The 22792-nt window shown below is 67.3% G+C and carries 17 protein-coding genes; 9 read left to right on the forward strand and 8 right to left on the reverse strand.

Features of this window, described 5'->3' with window-relative positions; all coding sequences use genetic code 11:
- Positions 1-19: 19 nt before the first annotated feature.
- Positions 20-3217: a tetratricopeptide repeat protein gene (locus tag ACFWDI_RS26280; RefSeq protein ID WP_385307362.1), complete on the forward strand. Its 3198-nt coding sequence runs from the start codon at positions 20-22 to the stop codon at positions 3215-3217.
- Between the two features lie 162 nt (positions 3218-3379).
- On the opposite strand, the gene ACFWDI_RS26285 is transcribed toward ACFWDI_RS26280, so the two are convergent.
- Positions 3380-4417, reverse strand: a complete 1038-nt coding sequence (locus ACFWDI_RS26285; RefSeq protein WP_385307364.1) for a pentapeptide repeat-containing protein — start codon at positions 4415-4417, stop codon at positions 3380-3382.
- A gap of 486 nt (positions 4418-4903) precedes the next feature.
- Here ACFWDI_RS26285 and ACFWDI_RS26290 point away from each other — a divergent pair, with 486 nt between their 5' ends.
- From ACFWDI_RS26290 to ACFWDI_RS26300, 3 genes are all read left to right on the forward strand, one after another.
- On the forward strand, positions 4904-5068 hold the full coding sequence (locus tag ACFWDI_RS26290) for a hypothetical protein (RefSeq protein ID WP_385307366.1): 165 nt from the start codon (positions 4904-4906) through the stop codon (positions 5066-5068).
- A 340-nt stretch (positions 5069-5408) separates the two neighbouring features.
- Complete coding sequence (locus ACFWDI_RS26295; RefSeq protein ID WP_385307368.1) at positions 5409-5987, forward strand: restriction endonuclease; 579 nt, start codon at positions 5409-5411, stop codon at positions 5985-5987.
- A 12-nt stretch (positions 5988-5999) separates the two neighbouring features.
- The gene (locus tag ACFWDI_RS26300; RefSeq protein ID WP_385307370.1) at positions 6000-6677 is read left to right on the forward strand and encodes an isochorismatase family protein; all 678 of its coding nucleotides are present in this window, start codon (positions 6000-6002) and stop codon (positions 6675-6677) included.
- A gap of 5 nt (positions 6678-6682) precedes the next feature.
- Here ACFWDI_RS26300 and ACFWDI_RS26305 read toward each other — a convergent pair whose 3' ends face one another.
- Positions 6683-7342: a hypothetical protein gene (locus ACFWDI_RS26305; protein ID WP_385307372.1), complete on the reverse strand. Its 660-nt coding sequence runs from the start codon at positions 7340-7342 to the stop codon at positions 6683-6685.
- A 660-nt stretch (positions 7343-8002) separates the two neighbouring features.
- Between ACFWDI_RS26305 and ACFWDI_RS26310 the strand changes: the two genes are divergently transcribed.
- Positions 8003-10369 carry an NACHT domain-containing protein gene (locus ACFWDI_RS26310; protein ID WP_385307374.1) on the forward strand — a complete coding sequence of 789 codons (2367 nt, stop codon included), beginning with the start codon at positions 8003-8005 and terminating at the stop codon, positions 10367-10369.
- Here the strand turns inward: ACFWDI_RS26310 and ACFWDI_RS26315 are convergent.
- Together ACFWDI_RS26315 and ACFWDI_RS26320 are read right to left on the reverse strand one after the other, a co-directional pair.
- A complete protein-coding gene (locus ACFWDI_RS26315) occupies positions 10256-10969 on the reverse strand; it encodes a transposase family protein (RefSeq protein WP_385307376.1) in 714 nt (237 codons plus the stop codon). The genes ACFWDI_RS26310 and ACFWDI_RS26315 overlap by 114 nt on opposite strands.
- A gap of 158 nt (positions 10970-11127) precedes the next feature.
- Positions 11128-12363, reverse strand: a complete 1236-nt coding sequence (locus ACFWDI_RS26320) for an epoxide hydrolase family protein (protein WP_385307378.1) — start codon at positions 12361-12363, stop codon at positions 11128-11130.
- Between the two features lie 62 nt (positions 12364-12425).
- Here ACFWDI_RS26320 and ACFWDI_RS26325 point away from each other — a divergent pair, with 62 nt between their 5' ends.
- Positions 12426-13388 (forward strand): helix-turn-helix transcriptional regulator, encoded by a 963-nt coding sequence (locus ACFWDI_RS26325; protein ID WP_385307380.1) that lies wholly within the window; start codon positions 12426-12428, stop codon positions 13386-13388.
- Positions 13389-13415: 27 nt separating this feature from the next.
- Here ACFWDI_RS26325 and ACFWDI_RS26330 read toward each other — a convergent pair whose 3' ends face one another.
- Positions 13416-13619 carry a hypothetical protein gene (locus tag ACFWDI_RS26330; protein ID WP_385307382.1) on the reverse strand — a complete coding sequence of 68 codons (204 nt, stop codon included), beginning with the start codon at positions 13617-13619 and terminating at the stop codon, positions 13416-13418.
- Positions 13620-15058: 1439 nt separating this feature from the next.
- Positions 15059-15721: a type III effector protein gene (locus ACFWDI_RS26335; RefSeq protein ID WP_385307384.1), complete on the reverse strand. Its 663-nt coding sequence runs from the start codon at positions 15719-15721 to the stop codon at positions 15059-15061.
- A gap of 128 nt (positions 15722-15849) precedes the next feature.
- On the opposite strand from ACFWDI_RS26335, the gene ACFWDI_RS26340 reads away from it, so the two are divergent.
- Together ACFWDI_RS26340 and ACFWDI_RS26345 are read left to right on the forward strand one after the other, a co-directional pair.
- On the forward strand, positions 15850-16284 hold the full coding sequence (locus ACFWDI_RS26340) for an Hsp20/alpha crystallin family protein (RefSeq protein WP_385307386.1): 435 nt from the start codon (positions 15850-15852) through the stop codon (positions 16282-16284).
- A gap of 112 nt (positions 16285-16396) precedes the next feature.
- On the forward strand, positions 16397-16786 hold the full coding sequence (locus ACFWDI_RS26345; RefSeq protein WP_385307387.1) for a DUF2267 domain-containing protein: 390 nt from the start codon (positions 16397-16399) through the stop codon (positions 16784-16786).
- 331 nt (positions 16787-17117) lie between these two features.
- On the opposite strand, the gene ACFWDI_RS26350 is transcribed toward ACFWDI_RS26345, so the two are convergent.
- Both ACFWDI_RS26350 and ACFWDI_RS26355 read right to left on the reverse strand, forming a co-directional pair.
- The gene (locus ACFWDI_RS26350) at positions 17118-18986 is read right to left on the reverse strand and encodes a protein kinase (RefSeq protein ID WP_385307389.1); all 1869 of its coding nucleotides are present in this window, start codon (positions 18984-18986) and stop codon (positions 17118-17120) included.
- A gap of 430 nt (positions 18987-19416) precedes the next feature.
- Positions 19417-21252, reverse strand: coding sequence for a hypothetical protein (locus ACFWDI_RS26355; RefSeq protein WP_385307390.1), 1836 nt, complete (start codon positions 21250-21252; stop codon positions 19417-19419).
- Positions 21253-21404: 152 nt separating this feature from the next.
- Here ACFWDI_RS26355 and ACFWDI_RS26360 point away from each other — a divergent pair, with 152 nt between their 5' ends.
- A complete protein-coding gene (locus tag ACFWDI_RS26360; RefSeq protein WP_385307392.1) occupies positions 21405-22655 on the forward strand; it encodes an RICIN domain-containing protein in 1251 nt (416 codons plus the stop codon).
- The last annotated feature ends 137 nt before the right edge of the window (positions 22656-22792 follow it).

Raw genomic sequence — 22792 nt, forward strand, 5'->3', positions numbered from 1 at the left:
CAGCTTTGCCGCTGAGCAAGTGGTCTTCGGCGATCGGGGCGGCCTCGCTGCCAATTGGATTGGCAAGGTCACCATCGCGCAGGCGGCAATTCACACACCGCCGCGGGCTCCGGTGGTCTGGCCGGTGCAGGTGGGCACTGTGCCGCTGTTGGCCTCTGCCTTCCAAACCCGGCCCGAACTGCGCCACGCGGTCGAGGCGACTGGCGAGTCCCACACGCCAAGGGCGCTGACCCAGGTGCTCTCCGGCGGTGGCGGGGTCGGTAAGACCCAGCTGGCCGCCGCTTCCGCCCACCAAGCCCTGGCGGAGGGAACCGAATTGGTGGTGTGGGTGGACGCCACCGAGACCGAGCGGGTCATTGCCCTATACGCCCGCGCTGCACAGCAGGTGCAGGCCGCGGGCGCGCAGGGACTGGATGCCGAAGCCGACGCGCGGGCCTTCATGGAGTGGCTGGCCACCACCTCGCGCTCCTGGCTGGTGGTACTCGATGACATCACCGACCCCGAGGACATCGGCGAGTGGTGGCCGGCTGGCCGCCCCGGCGGCCGGCGGGTGGTAGCCACTACCCGACGCCGAGACACCCTGTTGTCCGGCAGCGGCAGGATGATTGTGAATCTCGGTGCCTACACTCCTGCCCAAGCCGTCGCCTATCTCCGCGAACGGCTCACCGACATGCGAGCGACCCACCTGTTAGACGACACCGCCGAAGAGCTGGCACAGGAGTTGGGGCACCTACCGCTGGCGCTGGCCCACGCTGCCGCATACGTGATCAACGAGGACGTGTCCTGCGCGCACTACCTTCAACGCTTCGCCGACCGCCGCTCCTCTCTGAGTAAGCTCCTGCCGCGGCAGGCGGACACCGAAGGCTACGGGAGGCCCGTCACAACCGCGCTTCTGCTCGCCCTCGATGCCGCTCAGAAATGCGAACCCGTAGGACTGGCCACCCCAGCGATCCGGCTCGCCGCCCACCTGGACACTGCCGGGCACCCCGCAGATCTGTGGGCCACCTCTGCGGCCATCGACTACCTCACCGCCCAACGCCCCCCGCTTGCTGGGGCTGAACCAGTCGACGTGGACACGGAGCAGGCGCGGGCCGCGCTGCGACTGCTGCACCGGTACGGGCTCATCACCTGCGACTCCATCGCCGGCCCCCGTGCCGTGCGGCTCCACACCCTGACCGCCCGCGCAGCCCGCGAAACCACGCCTGCCTCCGACACCCCCGCCACAGTGAGAGCGGCTGCGGACGCCCTCGCGGAGATCTGGCCCGAGGCCGACCACACCGACCCCGACCTCACAGCCGTACTGAGGGCGAACACGGACACCCTGACGACACATGCCGCGGACGTCCTCTGGAGCCCCGACGGCCATTCGGTCCTCTACCGAGCCGGAGTGAGCCTGATCACTGTGCGCCTGTATGCGGCTGCGATCACCCACTGGCAGCGCCTGGCCACCGATTCCGAGCGGCTGCTCGGACATGACCACGCCGACACCGTGAGCGCTCGGGTGGGCCTGGGCATGGGATACGTGCTAGCGGGCCGCTCCGACGAGGCGCTCCCCTTGCTGGAACGGACGGTTGCCGAAAACGAGCAATTGCCGGCAGCCTCCCGCCTCTTGGGTGCCCGCATGCTCTTGGCCCTCTGCTACCAGCTAGCTGGCCGCTCGGACGAGGCGCTCCCCTTGCTGGAACGGGCAGTTACCGAAAGCGAGCAATTGCTGGACGCCACCGGAATCTTGGGTGCCCGCATGCTCTTAGCCTTCTGCTACCAGCCGGCTGGCCGCTCGGACGAGGCGCTCGCCTTGATGGAACGAGCGGTTGCCGACTGCGAGCAATCGCTGGGCCCTGACAACCCCCACACCCTAAGGGCCCGCATGATCATGGCCCTCTACTACTGCCAGGCGGGCCGCACCGACGAGGCGCTCATCCTCATGCTGGAGCGCGTGGTTGCCGACTGCGAGCAATTGCTGGGCCCTGACAACCCCGACACCCTCGGAGCCCGCATGGTTATGGGCCTCTGCTACTGCCAGGCGGGCCGCACTGACGAGGGAGTCACCCTCATGGAGCGGGCGGTTGCCGACTGCGAGCAATTGCTGGGCCCTGACCACGTCACCACCCTGGGCGTCCAGGGTGGCTTAGTTGACACCTACTGGGAGGCCGGCCGCACCGACGAAGCGATCCCCCTCCTAGAACGGGTTGTCGCCGACTACGAGCAAGCGCTGGGCCCTGGCCGCCTCACCACCTGGAAGCTTCGAGCAAACCTGGCCGTCTGGTACTGGGAGGCCGGCCGTACCGACGAGGGGGTCACCCTCATGGAACGGGTTGTCGCAAGCTACGAGCAGTTGTTGGGCCCTGACCACCGCGACACGATCGGGGCCCGCATGGTTTTGGGCCTCTACTACCAGGAGGTTGGCCGCACCGACGAGGCGCTGGCTGACTTCACTCGTGCGATTGAACTCGACCCTGATGACAGCGCGGCCGTTGCTGGCCGCGGCCTGACCTGCCTGCGCATGGGGCGGTTTGACGAGGCTCTGGCCGACTTCACTCGGGCGATTGAGCTCGACGCCACGTATGCCTGGGCTGTCGCCGACCGCGGCGAAACCTACCTGCGCATGGGGCGGTTTGACGAGGCTCTGGCCGATCTCACTCGGGCGATTGAGCTCGACGCCACGTATGCCTGGGCTGTCGCCAACCGCGGCGAAACCTACCTGCGCATGGAGCGGTTTGACGAGGCTGAGGCTGACTTCACTCGTGCGATTGAACTCGATCCCGATGACAGCGCGGCCGTTGCTGGCCGCGGCCTGACCTACCAGCTCCTGGGGCGGTTTGACGAGGCTCTGGCTGACTTCACCCGTGCGATTGAACTCGACCCCGATGAGGGCGTGTGGCACTACCAAATCGCGGTGACCTTACGTCTGCTCGCCAGGCCTGAAGAGCATGAGCATTGGCGTCGAGCAGAAGAGATATTTGCGGCCCAGGCTGCCGAGGGTGTCGGTTCAGCGCGGGCTCGGGGGAACCTATTCATTCTCCACTGTGCGGTACCCGATTGGGAGGAGGCCGCTGGGCAGCTGGATCGCTTCCTGCACACCGTCCCTGGCCGTGGGCTCGTTCGGGAAGCGCTGGACGACCTGCGAGAACTGCAGGAGTTACTGAACGTGGCGCCCGAAAGACTGGAGCCGTTGCGCGGACGGCTGGAGGACGCACTTGCAGAGACGAACACATAGGACCGCGATCAGTTAGCAGCAAGGCGAGACCAGATCGCCGCCCTCGCCCCGTCGGCCCAAGCCCGACTGGAACTGACCGCAGCCGCCGCGATTCCCCTCTTCGGCCTTTCGGGTGCGGGGACGGCCTGGGCCCCTAGCTCGCGACCGGCGAAGGCGACGTCATCACCTCACCGAACCACCCGCGGGGGACGAGCAGATGAAGGGCGTCGGGGCTTCCTTTGAGAAGTGGTCCGGGTCCTTCCTGATCAGAGCTTCAACATCGGCGATGCGCCGTTGGACGTCGCGGTCCCTGAACAGCACTTGGGGGAGCAGCGTCTTGGAGTTGATGACAGCACTGAGCACCTGCGCCTTCGCCACCCGGGCAGTCATCAAGTTCGCCCCCATCAGGTTCGCTGACTCGAGATTGGCCCCCCTGAGGTCCGACAAATGGAAGCTTGTCCCGCGCAGATCCGCCCCGCGGAGCCGTGCGTGGGTCAGATCTACGGCGAAGACCCGGGCGGATCTCAAGGCAGCGAGGCCGAGATCCGCATTCGCCAACGTCGCTCCGGAGATGAAGACACCGGTCAAGTCAGCATCGAATAGGCGGGCGTCCTTGAGTTTCGTACCGATCAGAGTCGCTTCGGTCAGGTCTGCGCCCCGCATGTTTGCCTTGCTCAGGTTTGTGCCCTGGAGCGTCGCCTCATGCATCAACACGCCGGTGAGGTCGGCGCTGGTCAGGTCTGCTCCGCGGAAGTTCACGAGCTCAAGGTTGGCGCACCGGCCTGGCTTGCCCAGCAGACTCGTGTTGAGATCTACACCAGCAAGATGGGTCTGGCGCAGATCAAGCGTGAAGTCGCCGTCCAGGCGCGGGTTACGGTTCACCAGCACCTTGAGCGCCGCAAGCGCATCAGCCGGCACTTCCCTGCTGCTCTCGCTCGGCGGCCTGATCGCATGAGCCCGCACATAGGAGGCCAGGACGTTGGCGATGGTGGGCTGGTCACGGCGGGAGTCCTGCATGATGCGCTGCAGGGCGTATACGCCGCCCAAACGCACGTCCATAGCCTCGTTGCCAAGGTTCTCCACGGCCGCGGTGTACCGGTCCGTGATCTGGCCCTCCTGACTCACCCGCAACTCGTCGCGGCTGACTTTCAACATGTCACGGTTGACTTTCAGCTCGTCGCGCACCTGGGCGTTGGAGTACAGCAGGGTGGCGACTGTCACGACGGAGGCGGTCAGAACCGAGGCGAGCTCGATCCAACGTGTCCAACCACGTCCTGCGGACCGCTCTGGCGCGTCCTCGGCTTGAGGCGACGACGCGCCGCGCGGCTCGCGAGTGATCGCTACCGCTACGGACTCCGCATCCCGCTGCCCAGGTATTGGCGAGCTGACAGTGCCACGGCCGGTAGGGGGCGTCGGCACAGCCCCGGCTCGTGCTGTTCGACTAGCCATCCGGTGTAACTGCTGCCTGCGTCTGTAGGGCATGCAGCATTTGACCCCGCTTGCACCTCCAGGCGCAGCCATTCCGGAATGGACATATCCCGCTGGCGGTGCATCAGAGACTGGTGATGACTACTACGACGTAATGAACCCGGCCGTCACGCATCCGACTTGCAGGGTCAACCGACGGTGGCTGTTCCCGATCCCCGTGCGGAGCCCGCGAGCAAGCCGCCTCAGATCAAGATGCCATGGGCAGACGGCGTGGCCAGCATGGACATCATCTTCTCGAAGGTGCTCGCACCCGAACGGCACCCGATGATCGGCCGCTACCTGGAACTGCTCGGAGGACCGGAGGCGTTCGTGGCCGACCTTGCAGCCGCCAGCAGCCCCGAGTACCGCCAGCAGGTCGCCGAACTTCTCCTGAAGGACCTGTAGCGCCAGAGCACCCGGGCCGAGCTCTTCCACTCGCCGGTGGAGGAGCGGGGCCGCTTTCGTTACCGAACGGGCGCCACAGTGAAGACGCCAGCTCCGCAGTGATTGCAGCCGGGGCCCGGATTATTACGTCGTAATAGAGCGCCGCCTCCTGCCGCGCTACCCCGACCTGGCGATGCTGAGCACCAGCTGAGCTGCCCAGACAGAGCAATGACACTGGGCTGCGCTGCCTGTCACAGCAGCGACCACACCGGCTCGGGCCTTGACCACACCGGATAGACCTGACTCCGGATGGGGAGCAACAAGGCTGCACACAGCCGAACAACGGGAGGGGCAGGAACTCATGGGGACGGTGCTGCTGGCGGCGTTAGCCGCCGTTGTGGCTGCGGTCGTGGTCACGGTCCTGGTACGCGCCGGGCGACGCGAAGCACAGGCTGAGAGGGCACGGCTTGCTGAAGAGGCGAGGCGGCAGGCCCGTCGGTCGCTGGACGCGGTCTGGGCGATGGACGACCGTGAGTTCGAGGAGTACGTCGCGGAGTTATGCCGCCGGGACGGCTGTACCGACGTGAAGCGAGTCGGTGGTGCCGGCGACCTGGGAGCCGATGTGACCGGCTACCTGCCCGACGGCAGGAAGATCGTCATCCAGTGCAAGCGGTACGCGAAGCACCGCACAGTCGGCAGCCGCGACATCCAGACGTTCAACGGCACCGCCCGCGCCGAGCACGGGGCCGACGTTCCCGTCTTCGTCGCCTCCTGCGTCTTCACCAAACCAGCCCGTGACTTCGCCGCCCGGCAGAACCTGTGCCTTATCGACATCAACCTGCTCGGCTTCTGGAACAGCGGCACCCCACTGACGTCCTTCCTGGACCTGGACATCGGCCGATCCGGTACCAATCGCGGGCTCCACCCCGACCACGACTGACAGGAGTCTGCCGTGCAGGACAACACCGAGACTCTCATCCGCGCCTGGCGCATCGATAACCGGGAGTACCGGCGTCAGGAGGAGCGCCGCGGCCGCCGGTTCGCGTACACGAGCCTTGAGCCCGCCCGCACGGCGCTGGTGGTGGTCGACATGGTGCCGTTCTTCGTCGACGCCAACCCCTACGCCCGCGGCATCGCTCCGAACATCCAGCACCTCGCCGACGGGCTGCGTACCGCTGGCGGAACCGTCGCCTGGGTCCTGCCTGGTCGCACCGAACGCACTCTGGTCGGCGACGAATTCCACGGTCCCGAAGCCGCCGAGATGTTCCGCAACTGCGGCGGCAGCGGACCGCTCCCCAAGCGGCTGTGGCACGGCTTCACCCCCGGCACCGACGACCTTCTGGGGGAGAAGTCGGCGCCCAGCGCTTTCTTCCCCGGCCGCTGCCCACTCCCCGAGCTCCTTCAGGAGCGCACGATCGACACAGTCCTGATCACCGGCACGGTCACCAACGTGTGCTGCGAGTCCTCGGCTCGCGACGCCTTCACCCTCGGCTACCGTGTCATCATGGTCGCGGATGCCAATGCCACCGGCCGCGACCAGGACCACAACGCCACCCTCCGCACCGTCTACCGATCCTTCGGCGACGTCCGGCCGACGGTGGAAGTGCTCGCTCTGATTGATGGTGCATGACGGTGTTAACCACGGTTCGAGTCATAGCCCCACCGAGCCCGGCCGTCTTTGCCCATGTAGCACTTGGCTGGACGTCCATCCTCGGCAATGCCGGGCGCGCCGACGGGGGAGCAGGCGTATCCAAACTGGATGCCCACCTGCCCGTCGAAGTCCTGGCCGCCAGTTCCGCCTGTGGCGTCTACCTCTGCTTCTTCCTCTTCTTCTGTCTCTGACAGGTCGGGTGGAGTCACGGTCCTGGTCACCGTTACGGCGGGTCTTGGTGAGGGCTCTGACGCAGATGGCAACGAAGGTGCAGGCGATGCAACAGGCGGCGTGGTCTCATCCTGGTTCGAGGGCTCGCTCTCCCCGAAAGCCCCGGCCACGACGAAGTAGACCACCGTCAATGCGGTGACCAGCCAGACCGCCGCTGACTTGCTACCGGAGCGGACATTCTCCGTGCGCGGAGTACGGACACCTGCCAGCGCACCGCCACCCAGCATCAACGTCAGCAGCACCATCCAGATGGCAACGCCGTTTCCTCCGTTGTAGCTGTATGCCATCGTGCAGATCACCGCTACGAAGGAAACCGCCGCGAGGACGACGTCAGCGAATGTACGCTGACGCACCGCCGACCAGGCAAAAGGCGCCCAGGAGGAGATCCCTAGGGACACCAGCGGCACAAGCACCCGGCCAACACAGCGGCGTGCGTAGCTCGGTATCGGCACATCTGTCAGTGGCGGTGGTGTGGACACGTGTCTCCCCGAGAGATCGCTGCGATCGGGGCACGCCCCCGCCAGTACTTTTGTGCGTCAACGTAACGAAGACGGCAGACCTCTCAAATGCCAGACGCCAATCTGTTACTCAACGTAGGACCCGGCCACCGGGGAGCTGGGATCAGACACACGCAGCAGCAGCGGCGCCGCTGCTGCGCAGTATTTTCACGGCAGTCCGGCGACGGCCTTCGCCCGCCTCGAAGCCGGTTGAGGTCGCCCAGGAAGAGGCCGGGTGTGGCTGGGGCGGGGGCTGCCCGCGCTGGCCCTGGTGCCGGGTGCGGTGGTGACGGAGTGGCAGGCGGAGCTGCTGTTCGGCGAGGGCCAGCACCCGGATGCGGTCCGATCGACCGCGAGCTCCTGGCGGCGGGAAGCGGGCTGGTTGGCGGATTCCTGGACGCGAACGGGGCGGAACCCGCGCGTGGTTGGAGCATGGCGGCCGCCTGCGCTCCGGGTTGGCCCTGGAGCACGAATGGGACGTCGGCGAGGGCGTGGTACGCAGTGACGGCGAAAGGGTGTTGCCCTTGTTCTTGTCTGAGGTGATGAGGGACTTCTGGGAGATTGTGGACGGTTTTAATGAACGATCGGCAGTTCCGGTGCGACAGGGCTTTGGTGCGCGCGATGATGATCGGCATGGCGACTGGGGGTCGGGACGCGCGCGGCTATGTCGGCCTGGTCTATTTGGCGTTGACGGTCTTCGGCGCTGGCGGGGCCGTGTTTCTTGCGCACCACTTCCACCTGGGCGTGGCCGCGACTGCTGCGACCGTGCTGACTGCGGCGCCTGGCCTGTATCTGGCCTGGGCCACGTTCCGCGCGGATCACTTGGATGCGGGCAGCGGACAGGATCTCGCGCGCATCGCGGATGACCTCGCCCGCGCGGTGAGGGCGCAGTGGCAGGACGAGGTGCGCTTGCGGCGGCTCAATGATCCCTATGCGCTCGCTGTTTCGTGGCGGCCTGCCCCCGATGACCTGGTTGAGGCTTGGCCGCTGCTCGCGTCCATCGCGCGGGCGTGGCCCGAGGGACCGGCTGCCGACTCGGCCGGGTGGACGCACGGGTCGGATGGTCTGAGTGGTGACTGGTCGCAGATCCTTGAGGTCTTCACCACACGCGTGCCGACCCGGCGATTGGTGGTGCTGGGCGAGCCGGGCGCCGGCAAGACCATGCTGCTGGTCCAGTTGGCCGAGGGGCTGATCGACTTGCGCGCCGGTCAGGCCGGTTGGCCGGTGCCGGTCATCTTTTCCCTGGCTTCGTGGAATCCGTTCGGCCAGGGGCTGTACGAGTGGATGGCCGCCTGCCTGGTCCGTGACTATCCGGGGCTGGAGCAGCCGGTATCCGCGCCAGGGCGCCGCGGCTCGGTGACTCGTGCTCGTGCGCTATTGGATCAGCGCATGATCCTGCCGATTCTTGACGGGCTTGACGAGCTGTCCTCCGCATCGCGGTCGGCCGCGCTCGATGCCATCAACGGTTCGCTGACGCCCGGGCAGGGCGTGATCGTCTCGAGCCGCACGCGCGAGTACCGGGAAGCCGCGGCCGCCGACGGGCGTATTTCAATCAAGCTCGCCGGGGCGGCGGGTATCGAACTGCAGCCTCTTGATGCTGATGCTGTCGACTCCTATCTCGTGCGGGATGCCGGCGGTGATGCCTCCGCGCTCAGCCGCTGGGAGCCGGTTGCCCAACAGTTGGGTGCTGATTCGCCGGTGGGGCTGACCCTGCGCACGCCGCTCATGCTGTTTCTGGCCCGGACTATCTACAACCCTCGTCCGGGCACCGATCCCGACGTGGTGGTGCCCGATCCCGCCGATCTCTGCGATCCCGCCCTCTTTCCCGATCGGGCGGCGCTGGAGCGCCATTTGTTCGACGGCTTCGTTCCAGCCGCGTATCGGCCGATTGTCCCAGGCGCGGCCTTGCCTTTCCCGGTCGATCAGGCCAAGCGGGCGCTGACGTTCCTTGCCCGCCATCTAGATCACGATCTACGCGGGACACCCGACCTGGCCTGGTGGCGATTACCGCTTACCGTGCCCCGAGGACCGACCGCCCTGTTCGTGTGGGCCATCGCTGCCATGACTGTCTTGATCCCGGTCAGCGTGGTTGGTGCGTGCGTCGGCGGCGTCGTGTACGGACTGGTCAGTTTGACCACCGGCGGCTCATGGACAGACATGGCCGCGGGCGCTGTCGCCATGGGATCCGCAGGATTCACCCTGGCCGTGGTGTTCGCCATTGGCTCTGCTGGCGTGATCGCCGCCCGGGGCCTCCTGCCGGGCACATCCCGGATCTGGTCTCGGGAACCCGCCCCGTTGACCGCCGTGGGATGGTCCGTGGCCAGCAGGACGGCTCTTCTCGGCGCCGCGGTTGGGTTCGCCGTTGGCATTGCTGTTGCCACCGTTGTCGGCGTCTCAGTTGGGATCGCTGTCGGTTTTCCGATCGCGATCGGGGGCGTAATTCTCGGGGGCGTGCGACCGGCTGCAGCCGACGTGACGAAAACGGGAGGTCCGGCCAGCCTTTTGGCCCGCGATCGTCGATCCTTCTTGCAGGGCGTCTTCGCAGCCGTGGCGGCGGGCACGATCACGGTAGGTGCCGGACAGGCGGTCTGGAACAGGCTCTCAGGAGACTTCGCCCAGGCTGCGGTGAAGGGGTCGATCAGTGGGGCAACAGTGGGACTTGTGGTGGCCATTATGTACGTCGCCGCAGGCATGCCATATCGATCTGCATGGCTGCCCTTCACGGCGACGCGCTGGTATCTGACGCTCAGATGCGGATTGCCCCGTGACCTGATGGGCTTTCTCTCCGACGCCCATGAGCGGCGGGGGGTGCTGCGGCAAGTCGCTGGCCTATACCAATTCCGCCACGTCGACCTCCAGCGGCGCTTGGCCGGTGAACCGGCCCACGATGCCCGCCAGATCTCCCCGGACATAGACAACGAGGACCCCCAGCCAGGGGTGTAACCGAGATACGCCAGAGGGGCAACGCGTTGATCTTGAAGCCCTTAGAGGCACACGCCCGGGCGATCGCGGCGACGTTCGCTTGGCTGGAGGACGCAGTCGCGGAAATCCGGTGGGGGAGCGGCGCCCGCCACTGCGCGAAAGCCCCGGCCCTGCCGTCAGGAGCCTGAGCAGCCGGGTCCGGCCCGCGGGCAGCCGCAGTCGGCGGCACAGCCGGGCGGCAGGACGGCCACCGAGCTCGATCGCGATCGACCGCAGCCAGCCCGTCAGCCCGGTGCTGGAGCGGCGGTGCCGCTCGGACAGGCCCGGCACCTGCTCGACGAACGTCTTTCGGGAACAGCTCTTCCGGTCGCAGAAGTACCGGCGCACCCGCAACCGGACTATGACCCGGCGAGGACCCAACGGCCGCTCGTCCAAGGCACGTTGGTACGTGCTGTGTACGCGTCTCGCCTGCTTCCGGCAGTCCGGGCACCGGCCCGGACGAGCCGTCGACACCGCCTCCACCACCAGGACGTCGGAGGAGTCGCTCACCCGCTCCACCCGCACATCGATCCCGGGAAACAGCACATCCTCGACCGCCTTGCTCGCCACGGTGGGAAACACCTTGCCGAAACGATCCGCCGTTCCCGCCGCTGACCTGGGAATTCACGAAACTGCGGACAGAGCCCTGAAAATACCCGCCCCTGCTCCTGTCCCCACTTGGTTGCATGCTCAGTGATGAGGCTGATTCGTCCGCCAGTTGAGGGTTCGGATCTCCCCCCTCAGCGTGCATTGCCGAAGAACTCGCGGACGTCGCTGACGAGCAGGTCCGGGGCTTCCATCGCGAGGAAGTGGCCGCCGCGGTCGAGTTCGGTCCACCGCACGACGTTATGGTCGCGTTCGGCCCAGCGGCGGATGGTCACGTCGTGGGTGGAGACCAGTACGGCGGTGGGCACCGTCCCGCGCCGGTCGGCTGCCCAGTTGTCCTGGCCGTTGCCCCAGCTGGTGTCTTGCGCGGTGTCGACGCTGGAGTCCGTGCTCCAGTCGTCGGCTGCGGCCTCGCTCCAGGCGTTGGCGGAGATCTCCTCGTAGTAGACCTGGGCGGCTGAAGCGGCGGTGCCGGTCAGCCAGTACAGCGAGACCCCGGTCAGGATGCGGTCCCGGTCGATGCTGTCTTCGGGCAGCCCATCTTCCGGGTCGGTGAGCTCCTTGAATTTCTCCACGATCCAGGCCAGCTGGCCCACAGGGGAGTCGGTGAGGGCGTAGGCCACCGTCTGCGGCCTTTTGGAGTTGCACTGCAAGTAGCCGTCGTTGAAGTTCTGCATCGCCTGCCAGCGTCGTTGATCGCCTTCGGTGAGGCCGTCCATCTCGCCTTCCGCGCCGACCGGGAACGTGATCATCGCGTTGACGTGAATGCCGATGACGTGGTCCGGGGCCTGCTTGCCCATCTCCGGGGCGACCCACGAGCCGGTGTCGTAGCCCTGGACTCCGTAGCGCGTGTAGCCGAGGCGGGACATCAGCTGGGTGAGCGCCCCGGCCATCGTGGCCGCGCCCATGCCCGGCCCGGCCAGCGGTGTGGAGAACGCGAACCCCGGCAGCGAGGGGACGACCAGGTGGAAGGCACCTGCCGGATCGCCGCCGTGCGCGCGGGGATCGGACAAGGGCCCGATGACATCGAGGAAATCCACCACTGAGCCCGGCCAGCCGTGCAGCAGCATCAGCGGCGTGGCGTCGGGCTCGGGGGAGCGCACGTGCAGGAAGTGAATGTTCTGTCCAACGATGGTGGTCATGTACTGGGGGTGCTTGTTGAGCGCCGCCTCGTGCACCCGCCAGTCGTAGGCGGTGCGCCAGTGTTCGGCGAGATCCTTGAGGTAAGCCAACGGAACGCCGCGGCTCCAGCCGACACCGGGCAGCTCGTCCGGCCAACGGCTGGCGGCCAGACGGGCGTGCAGCTCGTCGAGGTGGGTCTGCGGAATGTCGATGCGGAAAGATCGGATGCCGGGTGTCGTGTTTGCCATGGCTGTGACGCTACGGCTCGCTTAGGTCACTTCCGGTCCTAACCTTCGGGCAGTCTGGAAGCATGCTCGAGACCTCCGGGCGGCTGCTGAAGCTGCTCTCCCTGCTGCAGACCCACCGCGACTGGTCCGGCGCCGAGCTCGCCGAACGCCTCGCAGTCAGCCGGCGCACCCTGCGCCGCGATGTGGAGCGGCTGCGCGAGCTCGGCTACCCGGTGAACGCCACCCAGGGCGCCGCCGGCTACCGGCTCGGCGCCGGCGCCGAGCTGCCCCCGCTGCTGCTCGACGACGATGAGGCCATCGCCGTCGCGATCGGCCTGCGCACCGCGGCCGACGGCTCGGTCACCGGGATCGAGGAGTCCTCCCTGCGCGCACTCACCAAGCTGGAGCAGGTGTTGCCATCCCGGCTGCGGCACCGGGTGCACACCCTGCACACCACTACCGTCCGGGCCGGCGCCGTCCCGGCCCCCGAGGTCTCCACGGACACCCTCATGGCCATCGCCGAGGCGTGCCGCCGACGTGAGCGGCTGCGCTTCGACTACACCAGCCCCCGCCACGGCCCAAGCATCCGCTCGGTCGAGCCGCACAGCCTGGTCAGCTTCGGGCGCCACTGGTACCTGGTCGCCTGGGACACCGAACGCACCGACTGGCGCACCTTCCGCGTCGACCGGCTCACCCCACGCACTCCGACCGGCCCGCAGTTCACCCCCCGTGAACTCCCCGACGGCGACGTGGCCGCCTATCTGGCCCACCAGCTGTCGTCGCAGACGTGGCCCTTCCAGGCCATCATCACCCTGCACGAGCGCGCCGCAGCGGTCGCCGACCGCGTCTGGCCCGGCATGGGCGTCATCGAACCCGTCGACGACCACAGCTGTCTGCTGCACCTGGGCGCCGGCACCCCCCGCGACCTCGCGTGGATGATCACCTCGGTCGACGCCGACTTCACCCTCACCCACGCCCCACCCGAACTTGCCGACGCTCTGCGCACCCAAGGCACCCGCTGCCTGAATGCCGTACGAGAGGTATAGGTCCCCCCGTTTCATGCGGAGCCCGGTTCAAGAACCCCGTCCGCCCAGGTACCGAACAACCCTCGGGCGAATCCGGATGAGCAACGCTTCACTGCTGGCCAGCGTCCGTCGCTGGAGGCCAAAATCGCCACCGCCCGGCGCGAGTTCCTGGAGCTGGTGGAGCCGGGCGAGCTGGACGCGGATCCGGTCGCGGCGGCGTCCGCGCTCGCCTTCACCGCTCTCGATGTTCACGCGCGAGCGGCAGTTTCCTCGGGACAAGCCCTAGTCAGCGGGAGTCCAGGGTCCGTCCGGGGTAGTGGAGGTGCCGCTGCACGACCAGCAGTCGAACTCCTCCGGCACCTCGAACCTAGTCCCCCAGAATCCGGTCCGCTCCCCGTACAGGACGTTCTCTTCGCCGCACCACCCGCATGTGAACAGGAAGTCCACGCCGTCCCTCCCCTCCCGCACCTGCGTACAGGCTGCCCGCGGGGGGTGGGCCGCCAGCAACAGGGCAATTTACGCCCGGCCGCGGTTCAACTCCGCTCCGTATCTTCCTGATCGGCCCCGCGCTCGAGGACGGGCTGTGCAAGCCCTGCCGTACCGAGCTCACCGAGCTGGGTGGCCGCACCGGTGCGGCCACCCCCGCCGCGACGCAGCCGGTCCGGGCGGGCGATTGGATGGAGCGCCTGGCCCCGCTTGCTGCCCGTCGCATCAGTGAAGACCTGGTCTCGTGACCGGGCAGGGCGCTTCCATCTCCACACGGGGACCATCCCCGCGAATGCGGGGAGCAGTGGGTGACCCCGCTCATCGCGTTCCTGTTCGCGGGACCATCCCCGCGGGTGCGGGGAGCAGCTCTTCTCCAACTACGGGCCGAAGTCCGTGCTGGGACCATCCCGGCGGGTGCGGGGATGGTCCCCGGGCCGAAATGGATGGAGTGGTGGCCGTCGATCTGCTCCCCGCGCCTCCGGGGATGGTCCCGACAATCCCGACGTACCGTCGTGGCAAGACGGCTACTCCTCGCGCCTGCGGGCGCAGTCATCCTCCCCTCCCGCGGCGGCGCTCCCCTGGCCGGCTGAGGTCAGCCGGCTCGAGCGTCGCCGCGGCGGCCGTCACCGCAGCGTGCGCTGCGGGCCGTGGCCTGGCCGCCGCGACCGCCGTCGTGTCGCTGGCCCGGGGCTTCCGCACGACACGCACCAAGGGAGCAAGGCGCCGTATCCGGCTGCTGTCTCTGGCATCGGCATTCGAGGACGAAGCCGGCCAGGGCCTGAGGCTGCCCAAGGGCCGCCGCCAGGTGTCCTTTCTTCCCCGACCCTGCATGTGCAGGCGATGGCTAGCTGGGCGACGAAGGACTGTGCAGTTCGATCTTGCATTTTCCATCCGCTGGTGAGGTCACGCTCCCAGATGCCCGATTCGTGGGAGGGCGGTTGGTGGGTTCACCGAGAACTGACAGATCAATGGCGGAGGCGGAGGAGTGGGAAGCATGAGCGCGGGCGCCTGGCGAGACCCGGGCACGCCTTGATGACGCCTGCCGGGACGGCAGCCGGACGGCGCGGATGATCACGGACCCAGCAGTTCCCCCACGGTGCGGCTCGACAGCCGGACAGTGAAAGGTCCCGAGTGAGAGGTACCTGTTCCGGGGCCTCTTCGGGATCCTCGCGCTGTCCGTGGGGCGTGCGCGTCGACTCCGGACGTCAGGTGGTGGCTCCGCGGTCGTCGCTGCCGGCTTGGCGGAGTCGGTCGGCGTTGTGGGTGATGGCATCGATGCGGACTGCTAGGTCGGGGTGGTTGGCTTTGAGGTGTGTGTGGGTGTCGGCGAGTGGATCGATGAGGTTGGCGGCGTCGTTGTCGGCGAGGGCTTCGGCGAGACGGGCCAGGGGTGTGTGGGCCTGGATGGGGAGGTCGGTGAGGGCGGTGATCTGGCCGGCGAGTTGCCGCAGGTCGGCGGCGTTGGTCCGGGCCCAGGCGGTGATAGTGCGGTCGGCGGCGCGGCGGCTGCGGGTGGCTTGTACGCGCTGTTCGCCGGTGGTGCCGGGTGTTCCGGGGCGTACGCGCAGGTAGCGCCGCTCGGCGGCTTGGCGGCTGGCGACGCCCAGGGGGTGGGCGAGGTCTGCCCAGCTGGAGCCTGCTGCCCGGGCTGCCTCGATCAGTCCCGGTTCCCATCCTGCGAGTTGGTCGCGCAGTTCACGCAACAGCAGGAGTGCGGCCAGGGCCTGTGGCGCACTGGCTTGTCCGTCCTCCGGGTGCCTTCCGGTCTGCGGGGTCTGGGCGGTGCGGACGGCTTCGTTGATCGTGTTCAGCGCTGCCGCAGCGGCGAAGAACGAGGTGGGGTCACGGGGCTCGGGGGAGGCGTTCATGAAGGGTCCTCTCGGGATTGTCACCCTTTGGATGACAGTTCGCTTGTCATCGTTTGGATGACATGCTACAACGGTGTCAGAGGAAGCGCATTGGCAGTTCCTGCCAGACCTGTGGAGGTGTTTTCGCGATGTTGATGCGCACTGACCCGTTCCGCGAACTCGACCGGCTCGCTCAGCAGCTGACGGGTGTGACCGGTACCTGGTCCAGGCCCTCGGCGATGCCGATGGATGCCTACCGGGAGGGCGAGGAGTACGTGATCGCCCTCGACCTGCCCGGTGTCGCGAAGGACGCGATCGACATCGATGTCGAGCGGAACATGCTCACTGTCAAGGCCGAGCGCCGCCCGGTCGTGAAGGCCGACGATGTGCAGATGGAGCTCTCCGAGCGGCCCCTGGGCGTCTTCTCCCGCCAGCTGGTGCTGGCCGACACCCTGGACACCGAGCGCATCAGGGCCGACTACGAAGCAGGGGTGCTGACCCTGCGGATCCCGATCGCCGAGCGCGCCAAGCCCCGCAAGATCGCGATCGGCGGGGGGTCCGAGCACACGCAGATCAGCGGCTGAGGAGCCGGTTTCTCGACCGCGCCGACGGCGGAGGACGGGCATCGATCTCCCCCTCTGGTCCCGTCCTCCGCACTACGTCCTTCGCACACGACGTAAAGGGGCAGTGGTGGTCATGCGATGGGAAGCATTCCTCGACCACGTGCAGGAACGCGGGGAGTACGCCACACCTCAGGAAGCCGAGCGGGCTGCGCGTACCGTTCTGGCACTGCTGGGCGCGCATCTGGTGGGTGAGATCCGGGCCGAGCTGGCCGCCCGGCTCCCGGAGACCTTCGCCCTAGTTCTTCTCAGCCCGCTGCAGGCCACCGAACCGCTCCCGCCGGAGCGGTTCCTGCGGGCTGCTGCGGCGTGGATCGAGGGAGCCACCGAACACACCGTGGCCTGGGACGTCAGCGCCGTGCTGAGTGTGACCGCCGATGCGGCGGGCGAGGAACTCACACGCCGCATCCTGCTCCAGCTTCCCCCGGGCTACGACCTCCTCTTCGGCCGCCCCCGGCACGCCTGAGCCCAGACAAGCGGGATGCGCTCACCAACATCAGCAGGGACGACCGGCGCTCATCCCAGCCGACCCTCTTACCAGCGACAACCCCTTTACACGAGAAAGGCACCCGCTTCCCGATGCTTCCGCTGCGTGAACCGGCTGCTGGCGGGCCCGGCATGACGTTTCACCAGATGCTGGAAAGAATCCGGTACGAAGGCGCGTATCCACCAGGGAGCGGGCCGAGGACGTCACGCGTGCGTCACGTGCGGTGGCTCGACGGAGAACAGCCAACCCGCGAACGGTGGCGTGCCCTGGTCACGGCGTGACGCGATCACCTACACCCAGCACTCTGAGTTCAGCGGAGGAGTGAGCCGGGCGGAAGTTTCTGGCCCGGTTCAGGCATCTTAAGTAGGCACATCACGAACCGGAAGCCTTGGTTCCAGGTTTGTTTGGCGTGAACCCAGGCATACAGGTCGCGGGTGGAACTCTTGTAGGACCCATACCGCTTGACACACAGGTCGTAATTCGCGTCCCAAGATCCGAACTGCCCCTGGGGCGCCTTGACGTAGCCCAGGCCCTGCAGTTCATGTGGTTCTTTGCAGTCCATCAGGATATGGGCGTAGTTGTGTTCTTCTAGTTTCCTGGTGTTGTAGCAGTCGCCGATTGAGCTGTTCTCGACGAAGATCTGTTCGCCGTACTTCCGGTGGTCGCCCACCGGGCCGTAGAGGCTGACGGTCTTGCCGAAGAGCAGGCAGGCGGTTTTCCGTACACCGTTCTCCCAGCCGGCCTCACCAGCTACCAGCGCGAAGGACTGGACGTCGGCCATCTTGCTCGTCGTGTCACGCAAGAGGCCCGTACAGACGCCCTGTCCGTTGGTCCTCGCATCGTCCAGGGATGTGGATGCGTTCATGTCCAGGACCTGGCCGTCTGGGTTGCTTTTGCAGTCCACGACTTTCAGTTTGGGCAGGTCTTTGAACCTTCCCGCGGGCCAGGAGGCGTGGACGCAGTCTCCGGGTTTCAGCTCGCTGGTCAGTCCGACCTCGTTCCCATACGGCAGGGCCTGACCGGTCTCAGCGGTCTTGTTGTTCGAGTCGTTGAGCAATGCAGCGCCCGCCCAGATGCCACCGACAATGAGCACCAGTACGGCGGCGATGCCGCCCAGAAGCCGGGCTGAAGGGAGCTTGGACCGCCGGGGATGCCGCGGCTGCGGCGCGGCTCCGCCCTCGGCCGCGGAGCCTTCCTCGGTCGGCGGTGCGCCAGGCGGCGGCCCCACGACGGAGGGCTTGGCCGGCTGCAACTGCCTTGTCTCGGCTGTCGGGGCCGCCGGCTCTCGCATCCGAGGTGCCGCACGTGGCGTGTCGGCGAGCTCGGCGAGTTTACGCATCGCCTCGTCGCCCCCCATCCGCTGTTCGGGGTCCTTGGCCAGTAGTCCGGCCAGGACAGGCCCCAGGTCTCCAGCCCGGGTCGGCGGCGGGGGCTCCTCGAAGAGCACCGCCGTCAGCGTCCCGTAGGGGGTGGGGCGGTCGAACGGCCCGCTTCCCTCTACCGCGTAATACAAGGTGGCACCGAGTGAAAAGAGGTCAGAGGCCGGGCTCGGTGGCATTCCGCGGGCGCGCTCCGGTGCCAGGAATCCTGGGGTGCCGATAATCCCCGACGTCCCGGTCAGCCGCGTCTCGCCCGAGTCCGGCTGCAGCGAGATGCCGTAGTCGGCCAGCATCACCTGCCCGCCTTGCCCCCGGACCTGAGTCTCCGGGTCAGGTTCCCCAGCGAGCAGGATGTTGGCCGGCTTGACGTCCCGATGCAGGATGCCCGCCCGATGGCCTGCCATCAATGCGTCGAGCACGGCCAGACCAATGCGCGCAGTCTCCGCTGCTGGCAGCGGCCCGTGCGCACGTACCACCTCGGCGAGATCCCTTGCCCCGGGCACGAACTCCATCACGATCCAGGGCAGGCCGCTCTCCTCGAAAACATCGAGCACGGTGGCCACGTGCGGGTGGCTGCGCAGCCGGGCAGCATGACGAGCCTCGACTCGAGCGCGGGCGATCCGGGCGTCCAACTCCTCCTCCGGGATCTCCACCGGAAGAGCGAGCTCCTTGAGGGCCACCTCGCACTCGAGCTTCTGGTCGTGGGCGAGCCATACTCGCCCCATCCCGCCGCCCCCGAGCCTGCGTAGCAGTCGGTACCGCCCCGCTACCAGGCGTTCGGCATCCTTGCCCTCCGTCATGGCAGCCCTCCACAACGCCTGACTTCAAAACCGTATGAGTTCGGGGCGCAAACGACAAATAGGCCGAGCTCAAACGGGCGAAAACCAACTACGCTGCCTCACCAGCCGGAACAGCGGCGCTGAGGGGCTTGCCCGCAGCGCCGGCCGTGAGCCTGCCGAGTCAGCTTGAACCGGACCGGCCCGAATCTGCCGTGAGCCAGCGCGTCCCCCTGTCACATCCGCCTAGCTGGGCGGCGGGAGACGATCTTGAGGTGCCCGGGAAATGATCTTCAACGGCTTGGTCGCATGCCTGGTCGGCGCATTTCGTCGGTTCCTCGCACCTGGCACCGTTCGCTGACCGGCCGCTGCGTGATGACGTGGCGTCATGACCCTCGGAGCGCGTGGGCCGGATGAGCAGGGCGTCCCAGCACCTGGGGCGTACGGCGTGAGGCTACTTGCTTTCGAACAGCTTCAGCTTCGTGCTGGGGCTCACCGGGTTGATGCTCCGGTTGATCGGGTGGTCCATGTTCGGCTCTGCCGTGACGTCGTTGCCCGCCTTCGTGAGGGCGATGTCGACGTTCCATTCTGAGGCGGTCCAGCACTTCTGGCCGGCCAGGGGGAGGTCAGCGCAGTTCTTGGCAATGATCGTGACCTCGAAGGTGCGACTGGTGGTGGTGATCCGCCCCTTGTTGTTCGCCTCGGTCGACAGGTCAAGTGAGATCTGGTTTCCCATGGTGTTGGTGTGCTGCTGGGTGGTGACGGACCAGGTGCTGGGGTCGTCGCCGGGGCAGGCGGTGATGTTGATGTCGACCTCGCCGTAGCGGACATCGACGGATGCGTTGCCGGGGTAGTACTTCTTGACGCTCGGGGCACACGCCGCCTCATCTGCGGGAGCGGGCTTCTTCGCCTCGACCGGGCCGACGGTTGCGATGGCGAGCTTGGAGCGGTCGCCTTCGCAGGAGCCGAGGACGACCGGGTCGCCGGGGCTCCAGCCCACATGCATGCAGGTGCGAGTCGCGAGATTCATCAGCTTGCCCAGACCGCCTTCTTCGTCAACGACAGCCCAGTAGCCGTCGTTGCCCTCACCGCAGGGGGACTGGATCACCTGGTAGCCCCGAACGCCGATGCACTGTCCGGAGTGCTCCACGTGAAGCCGCTTGTACGCGTGCTCACCGGGGTGGCGCTTGCCCCACCAAAAGAGGGAGTTGTTTGTGCTGGAAGCCGTGTCGCTGTACCTCCACGAGATCACGCGTGCGCCGTCGTCATGTGAGGCCTGCCAGATCGCGGGGGCCAGTGCCTTGCCGCCCGGCGAGGCGTCCCGGTACGTGTAGTGGTTGTGGCCGTGCTCCGATGGCGCCGGCGGGGGAGCCTGTGACTTGCTGCCGTTCCCCGACTCCGGGCAGGTGGGTACGTCTGTGCCATCGTCTGCCGTGGCCTCGTTGTCGCCACCGGTCTTCGCGTAGTACGCCGACACCCAGCCCCGCTCGGCCCCCTCGTCCAGATCGACGAAGAACCACCGGTCGTTCACCCCTTCTGGGCCGGTGACCGTTGCGCCTGTAGCGGCGCACCATACGTAGTTACGGCCGGCCCGCAGAGTGCCGACCCGTGCAGCATCCCGGGAAGGCTCGGCGCGGCCGGGAGCGTCCTTGAACGTGGTTACCCGCTTCGCCCCGTGCGGGAGGGCCGTGGTTTCAGTCGCCGTGCCTGCGCCGCCGCCGTTGTCCTCTCGGATCCCGGTGTAGCGGAACGCCCGGTACTTGGCGTGTGTGTCCGCGCTCCACACGTTCTTCCGCGGCCCGGCCGAGCCACCAGCCTGTTCCCAGACCACAGCCGGGCCTCCGGCTTCGTTCTGCCAGCGGACGAACAGAGCGATGTGCGCGCCAGAACCGAGCCGCTCATAGACGGCGAGGGCATCACCCGGCAGAAGGTCAGCCTTGTCGATCTCGTGCGACGTACTGGAGTTGCCCGCCAGCGGGGTAAGTGCCGGCCGGGAGCTGCCGACGGTCAGGTTGCCGACACCCCAGGAGAGACTCACGAACCCGCTGCAGTCGGCTCGGAAAACGTCCGGCTGCCCGCATCCTGTACGGCTGCCGTCGACGGTGTAGCAGGTGCTCATGGAGTACGGGATATCGCTGCGGCCGAGCCAGCCACGTGCTCGCTCCAGCACCTCGGCACGGGTCGGCGGCTGGGCATCGGCCGCGGCGCTGCCATGCAGCGCATAGATCAGTCCAGCCCCGACGGCGATCGCACCGATCACCGCCAGAAGCCGGGAAACAAGGGTTCGCATCGAACCTCCAAGGGGAGCGGACGGCCCCATCGACCGCCCGCATGTACACGCTGGCGCGCCCCGCGCTCAGGCATCGGTTCAGATGAAATCCCCCTGCGCTGGCAGATCTTCAGGTGACGTGTGACCTGGCACGACCGATATCGTCAGATGACGTGACCCTCTCGTCCGGCAAGGACCACAACCTCGCGCACAGTCTTCGCGAGGTGAACGACAAGCCCGCGCTCGCCCGTCATCTGATGCAGTTGCTTGACCGGACGGAGAAGAAGAGCAGACCAACGTGGGGGACGCTCGCTACAGCGGCCTTCCCTGAGAAGACAGAGGCGCACAACAACGGACCCACCGTCCGTGCCTGGTTCACTGGCGAGAACGCTCCGCGCAGCTGGGAGCCGCTGAAGAGGGTCCTCGAGAAGCTTCGTGCCAGCGCGGAAGAGATCACTGCTTTCGAGCATGCCTTCTGGCGCGTCGACGACCGGCGCGCTGCTGCACGCAAGGAAAACGCCAAACAGCTCAACGAGCCAGATCTCCAGGAAGAGCCTGGCCCAGTCGTCCCCTCCGTGCAGATGGAGGACATACCGCAGCCGGCACCCGGCCCCATCAAGACCTCGGCCGATACCCGTGCGAGCCCGCCGTCTCGCAAGGTTGGCCTCAAGAGCAGGAAGGCCGTGTGGATCGCTGCCGGTGCGGCAGCCGTTGTCCTGTCCCTCGCGGCCGCCGCGGTCTCGCTGCACGATGAGACGGACCGGCCTTCCACGGTTTCTGGTGACAATGGCATCGGAGCCGACCAGGACTCCTCCAGCCCCCGGACGTCATCTGCTCCCTCGGGCCGGCCCACGCCGCCCGTCTCCAGCCAGCCCACCAGCGCGTCACCCGCCCGGCCCGCGGTGTCCCCGACAGCCCCCGCGCCCAGCCGTTCAACCGCGGCCCCCCATGAGGCCAGGCCCGCCTCACTGCCAGCCTTCGGGACCGCCACTGCGTTGGTCTCGGTGGAGAGCGGGATGTGCGTCGACGGCGGGGTCGACGGCAACGACTCCGAGATCTACCAGTGGGACTGTGCAGAAGGCGCTCGGAACCAGCAGTGGCAGCTCGGCCGGACCCGGGACTCGATCTACCACGTCAGGGACGCCTACTCCGGAAAGTGCCTGGGCATCGTCGAGACGCCCGAGCGTCTCGATGTGGTCCAGCAACCCTGCACGGCCGGCCCCGCCCAGCAGTGGCGGTTCAAGACCGCCAACACCTCCATGTATGGCGGGGAATGGATCTCCGGGTACGTGATCAACTCCCGCTACGAGAAGTGCCTCACCCTCAGCCAGGCCTCCCATGCGAGGCGCGCCGACATCGGCGAATGGGACTGCGCAGATGGAACTCGGCACCAGATGTTCCGTCTGCGCCCCGGATCCCTGTAGAGGTCCGGGGAGGGTCACCGGGGCTCCAGCCCACGTGCCATAGGCGGTCCGCCGTTCGGCCGCGTAACCCGGGCTTGGGGAACATCGGTACAGCGGTTGGCGCTGAGAACGATCTTGAGCAGTGAGCGGTGAACTTC

Origin of the sequence: Streptomyces sp. NPDC060064 (genome assembly GCF_042736455.1) — a bacterium.
Lineage (GTDB): Bacteria > Actinomycetota > Actinomycetes > Streptomycetales > Streptomycetaceae > Streptomyces.

Coding starts and splice junctions, on each gene's coding strand:
- ACFWDI_RS26290 (WP_385307366.1), top strand. CDS start 4,904: ATGGACATCATCTTCTCGAAGGTGCTCGCACCCGAACGGCACCCGATG.
- ACFWDI_RS26295 (WP_385307368.1), top strand. CDS start 5,409: ATGGGGACGGTGCTGCTGGCGGCGTTAGCCGCCGTTGTGGCTGCGGTC.
- ACFWDI_RS26310 (WP_385307374.1), top strand. CDS start 8,003: ATGAACGATCGGCAGTTCCGGTGCGACAGGGCTTTGGTGCGCGCGATG.
- ACFWDI_RS26320 (WP_385307378.1), bottom strand. CDS start 12,363: ATGGCAAACACGACACCCGGCATCCGATCTTTCCGCATCGACATTCCG.
- ACFWDI_RS26325 (WP_385307380.1), top strand. CDS start 12,426: ATGCTCGAGACCTCCGGGCGGCTGCTGAAGCTGCTCTCCCTGCTGCAG.
- ACFWDI_RS26335 (WP_385307384.1), bottom strand. CDS start 15,721: ATGAACGCCTCCCCCGAGCCCCGTGACCCCACCTCGTTCTTCGCCGCT.
- ACFWDI_RS26340 (WP_385307386.1), top strand. CDS start 15,850: ATGTTGATGCGCACTGACCCGTTCCGCGAACTCGACCGGCTCGCTCAG.
- ACFWDI_RS26345 (WP_385307387.1), top strand. CDS start 16,397: ATGCGATGGGAAGCATTCCTCGACCACGTGCAGGAACGCGGGGAGTAC.
- ACFWDI_RS26350 (WP_385307389.1), bottom strand. CDS start 18,986: ATGACGGAGGGCAAGGATGCCGAACGCCTGGTAGCGGGGCGGTACCGA.
- ACFWDI_RS26355 (WP_385307390.1), bottom strand. CDS start 21,252: ATGCGAACCCTTGTTTCCCGGCTTCTGGCGGTGATCGGTGCGATCGCC.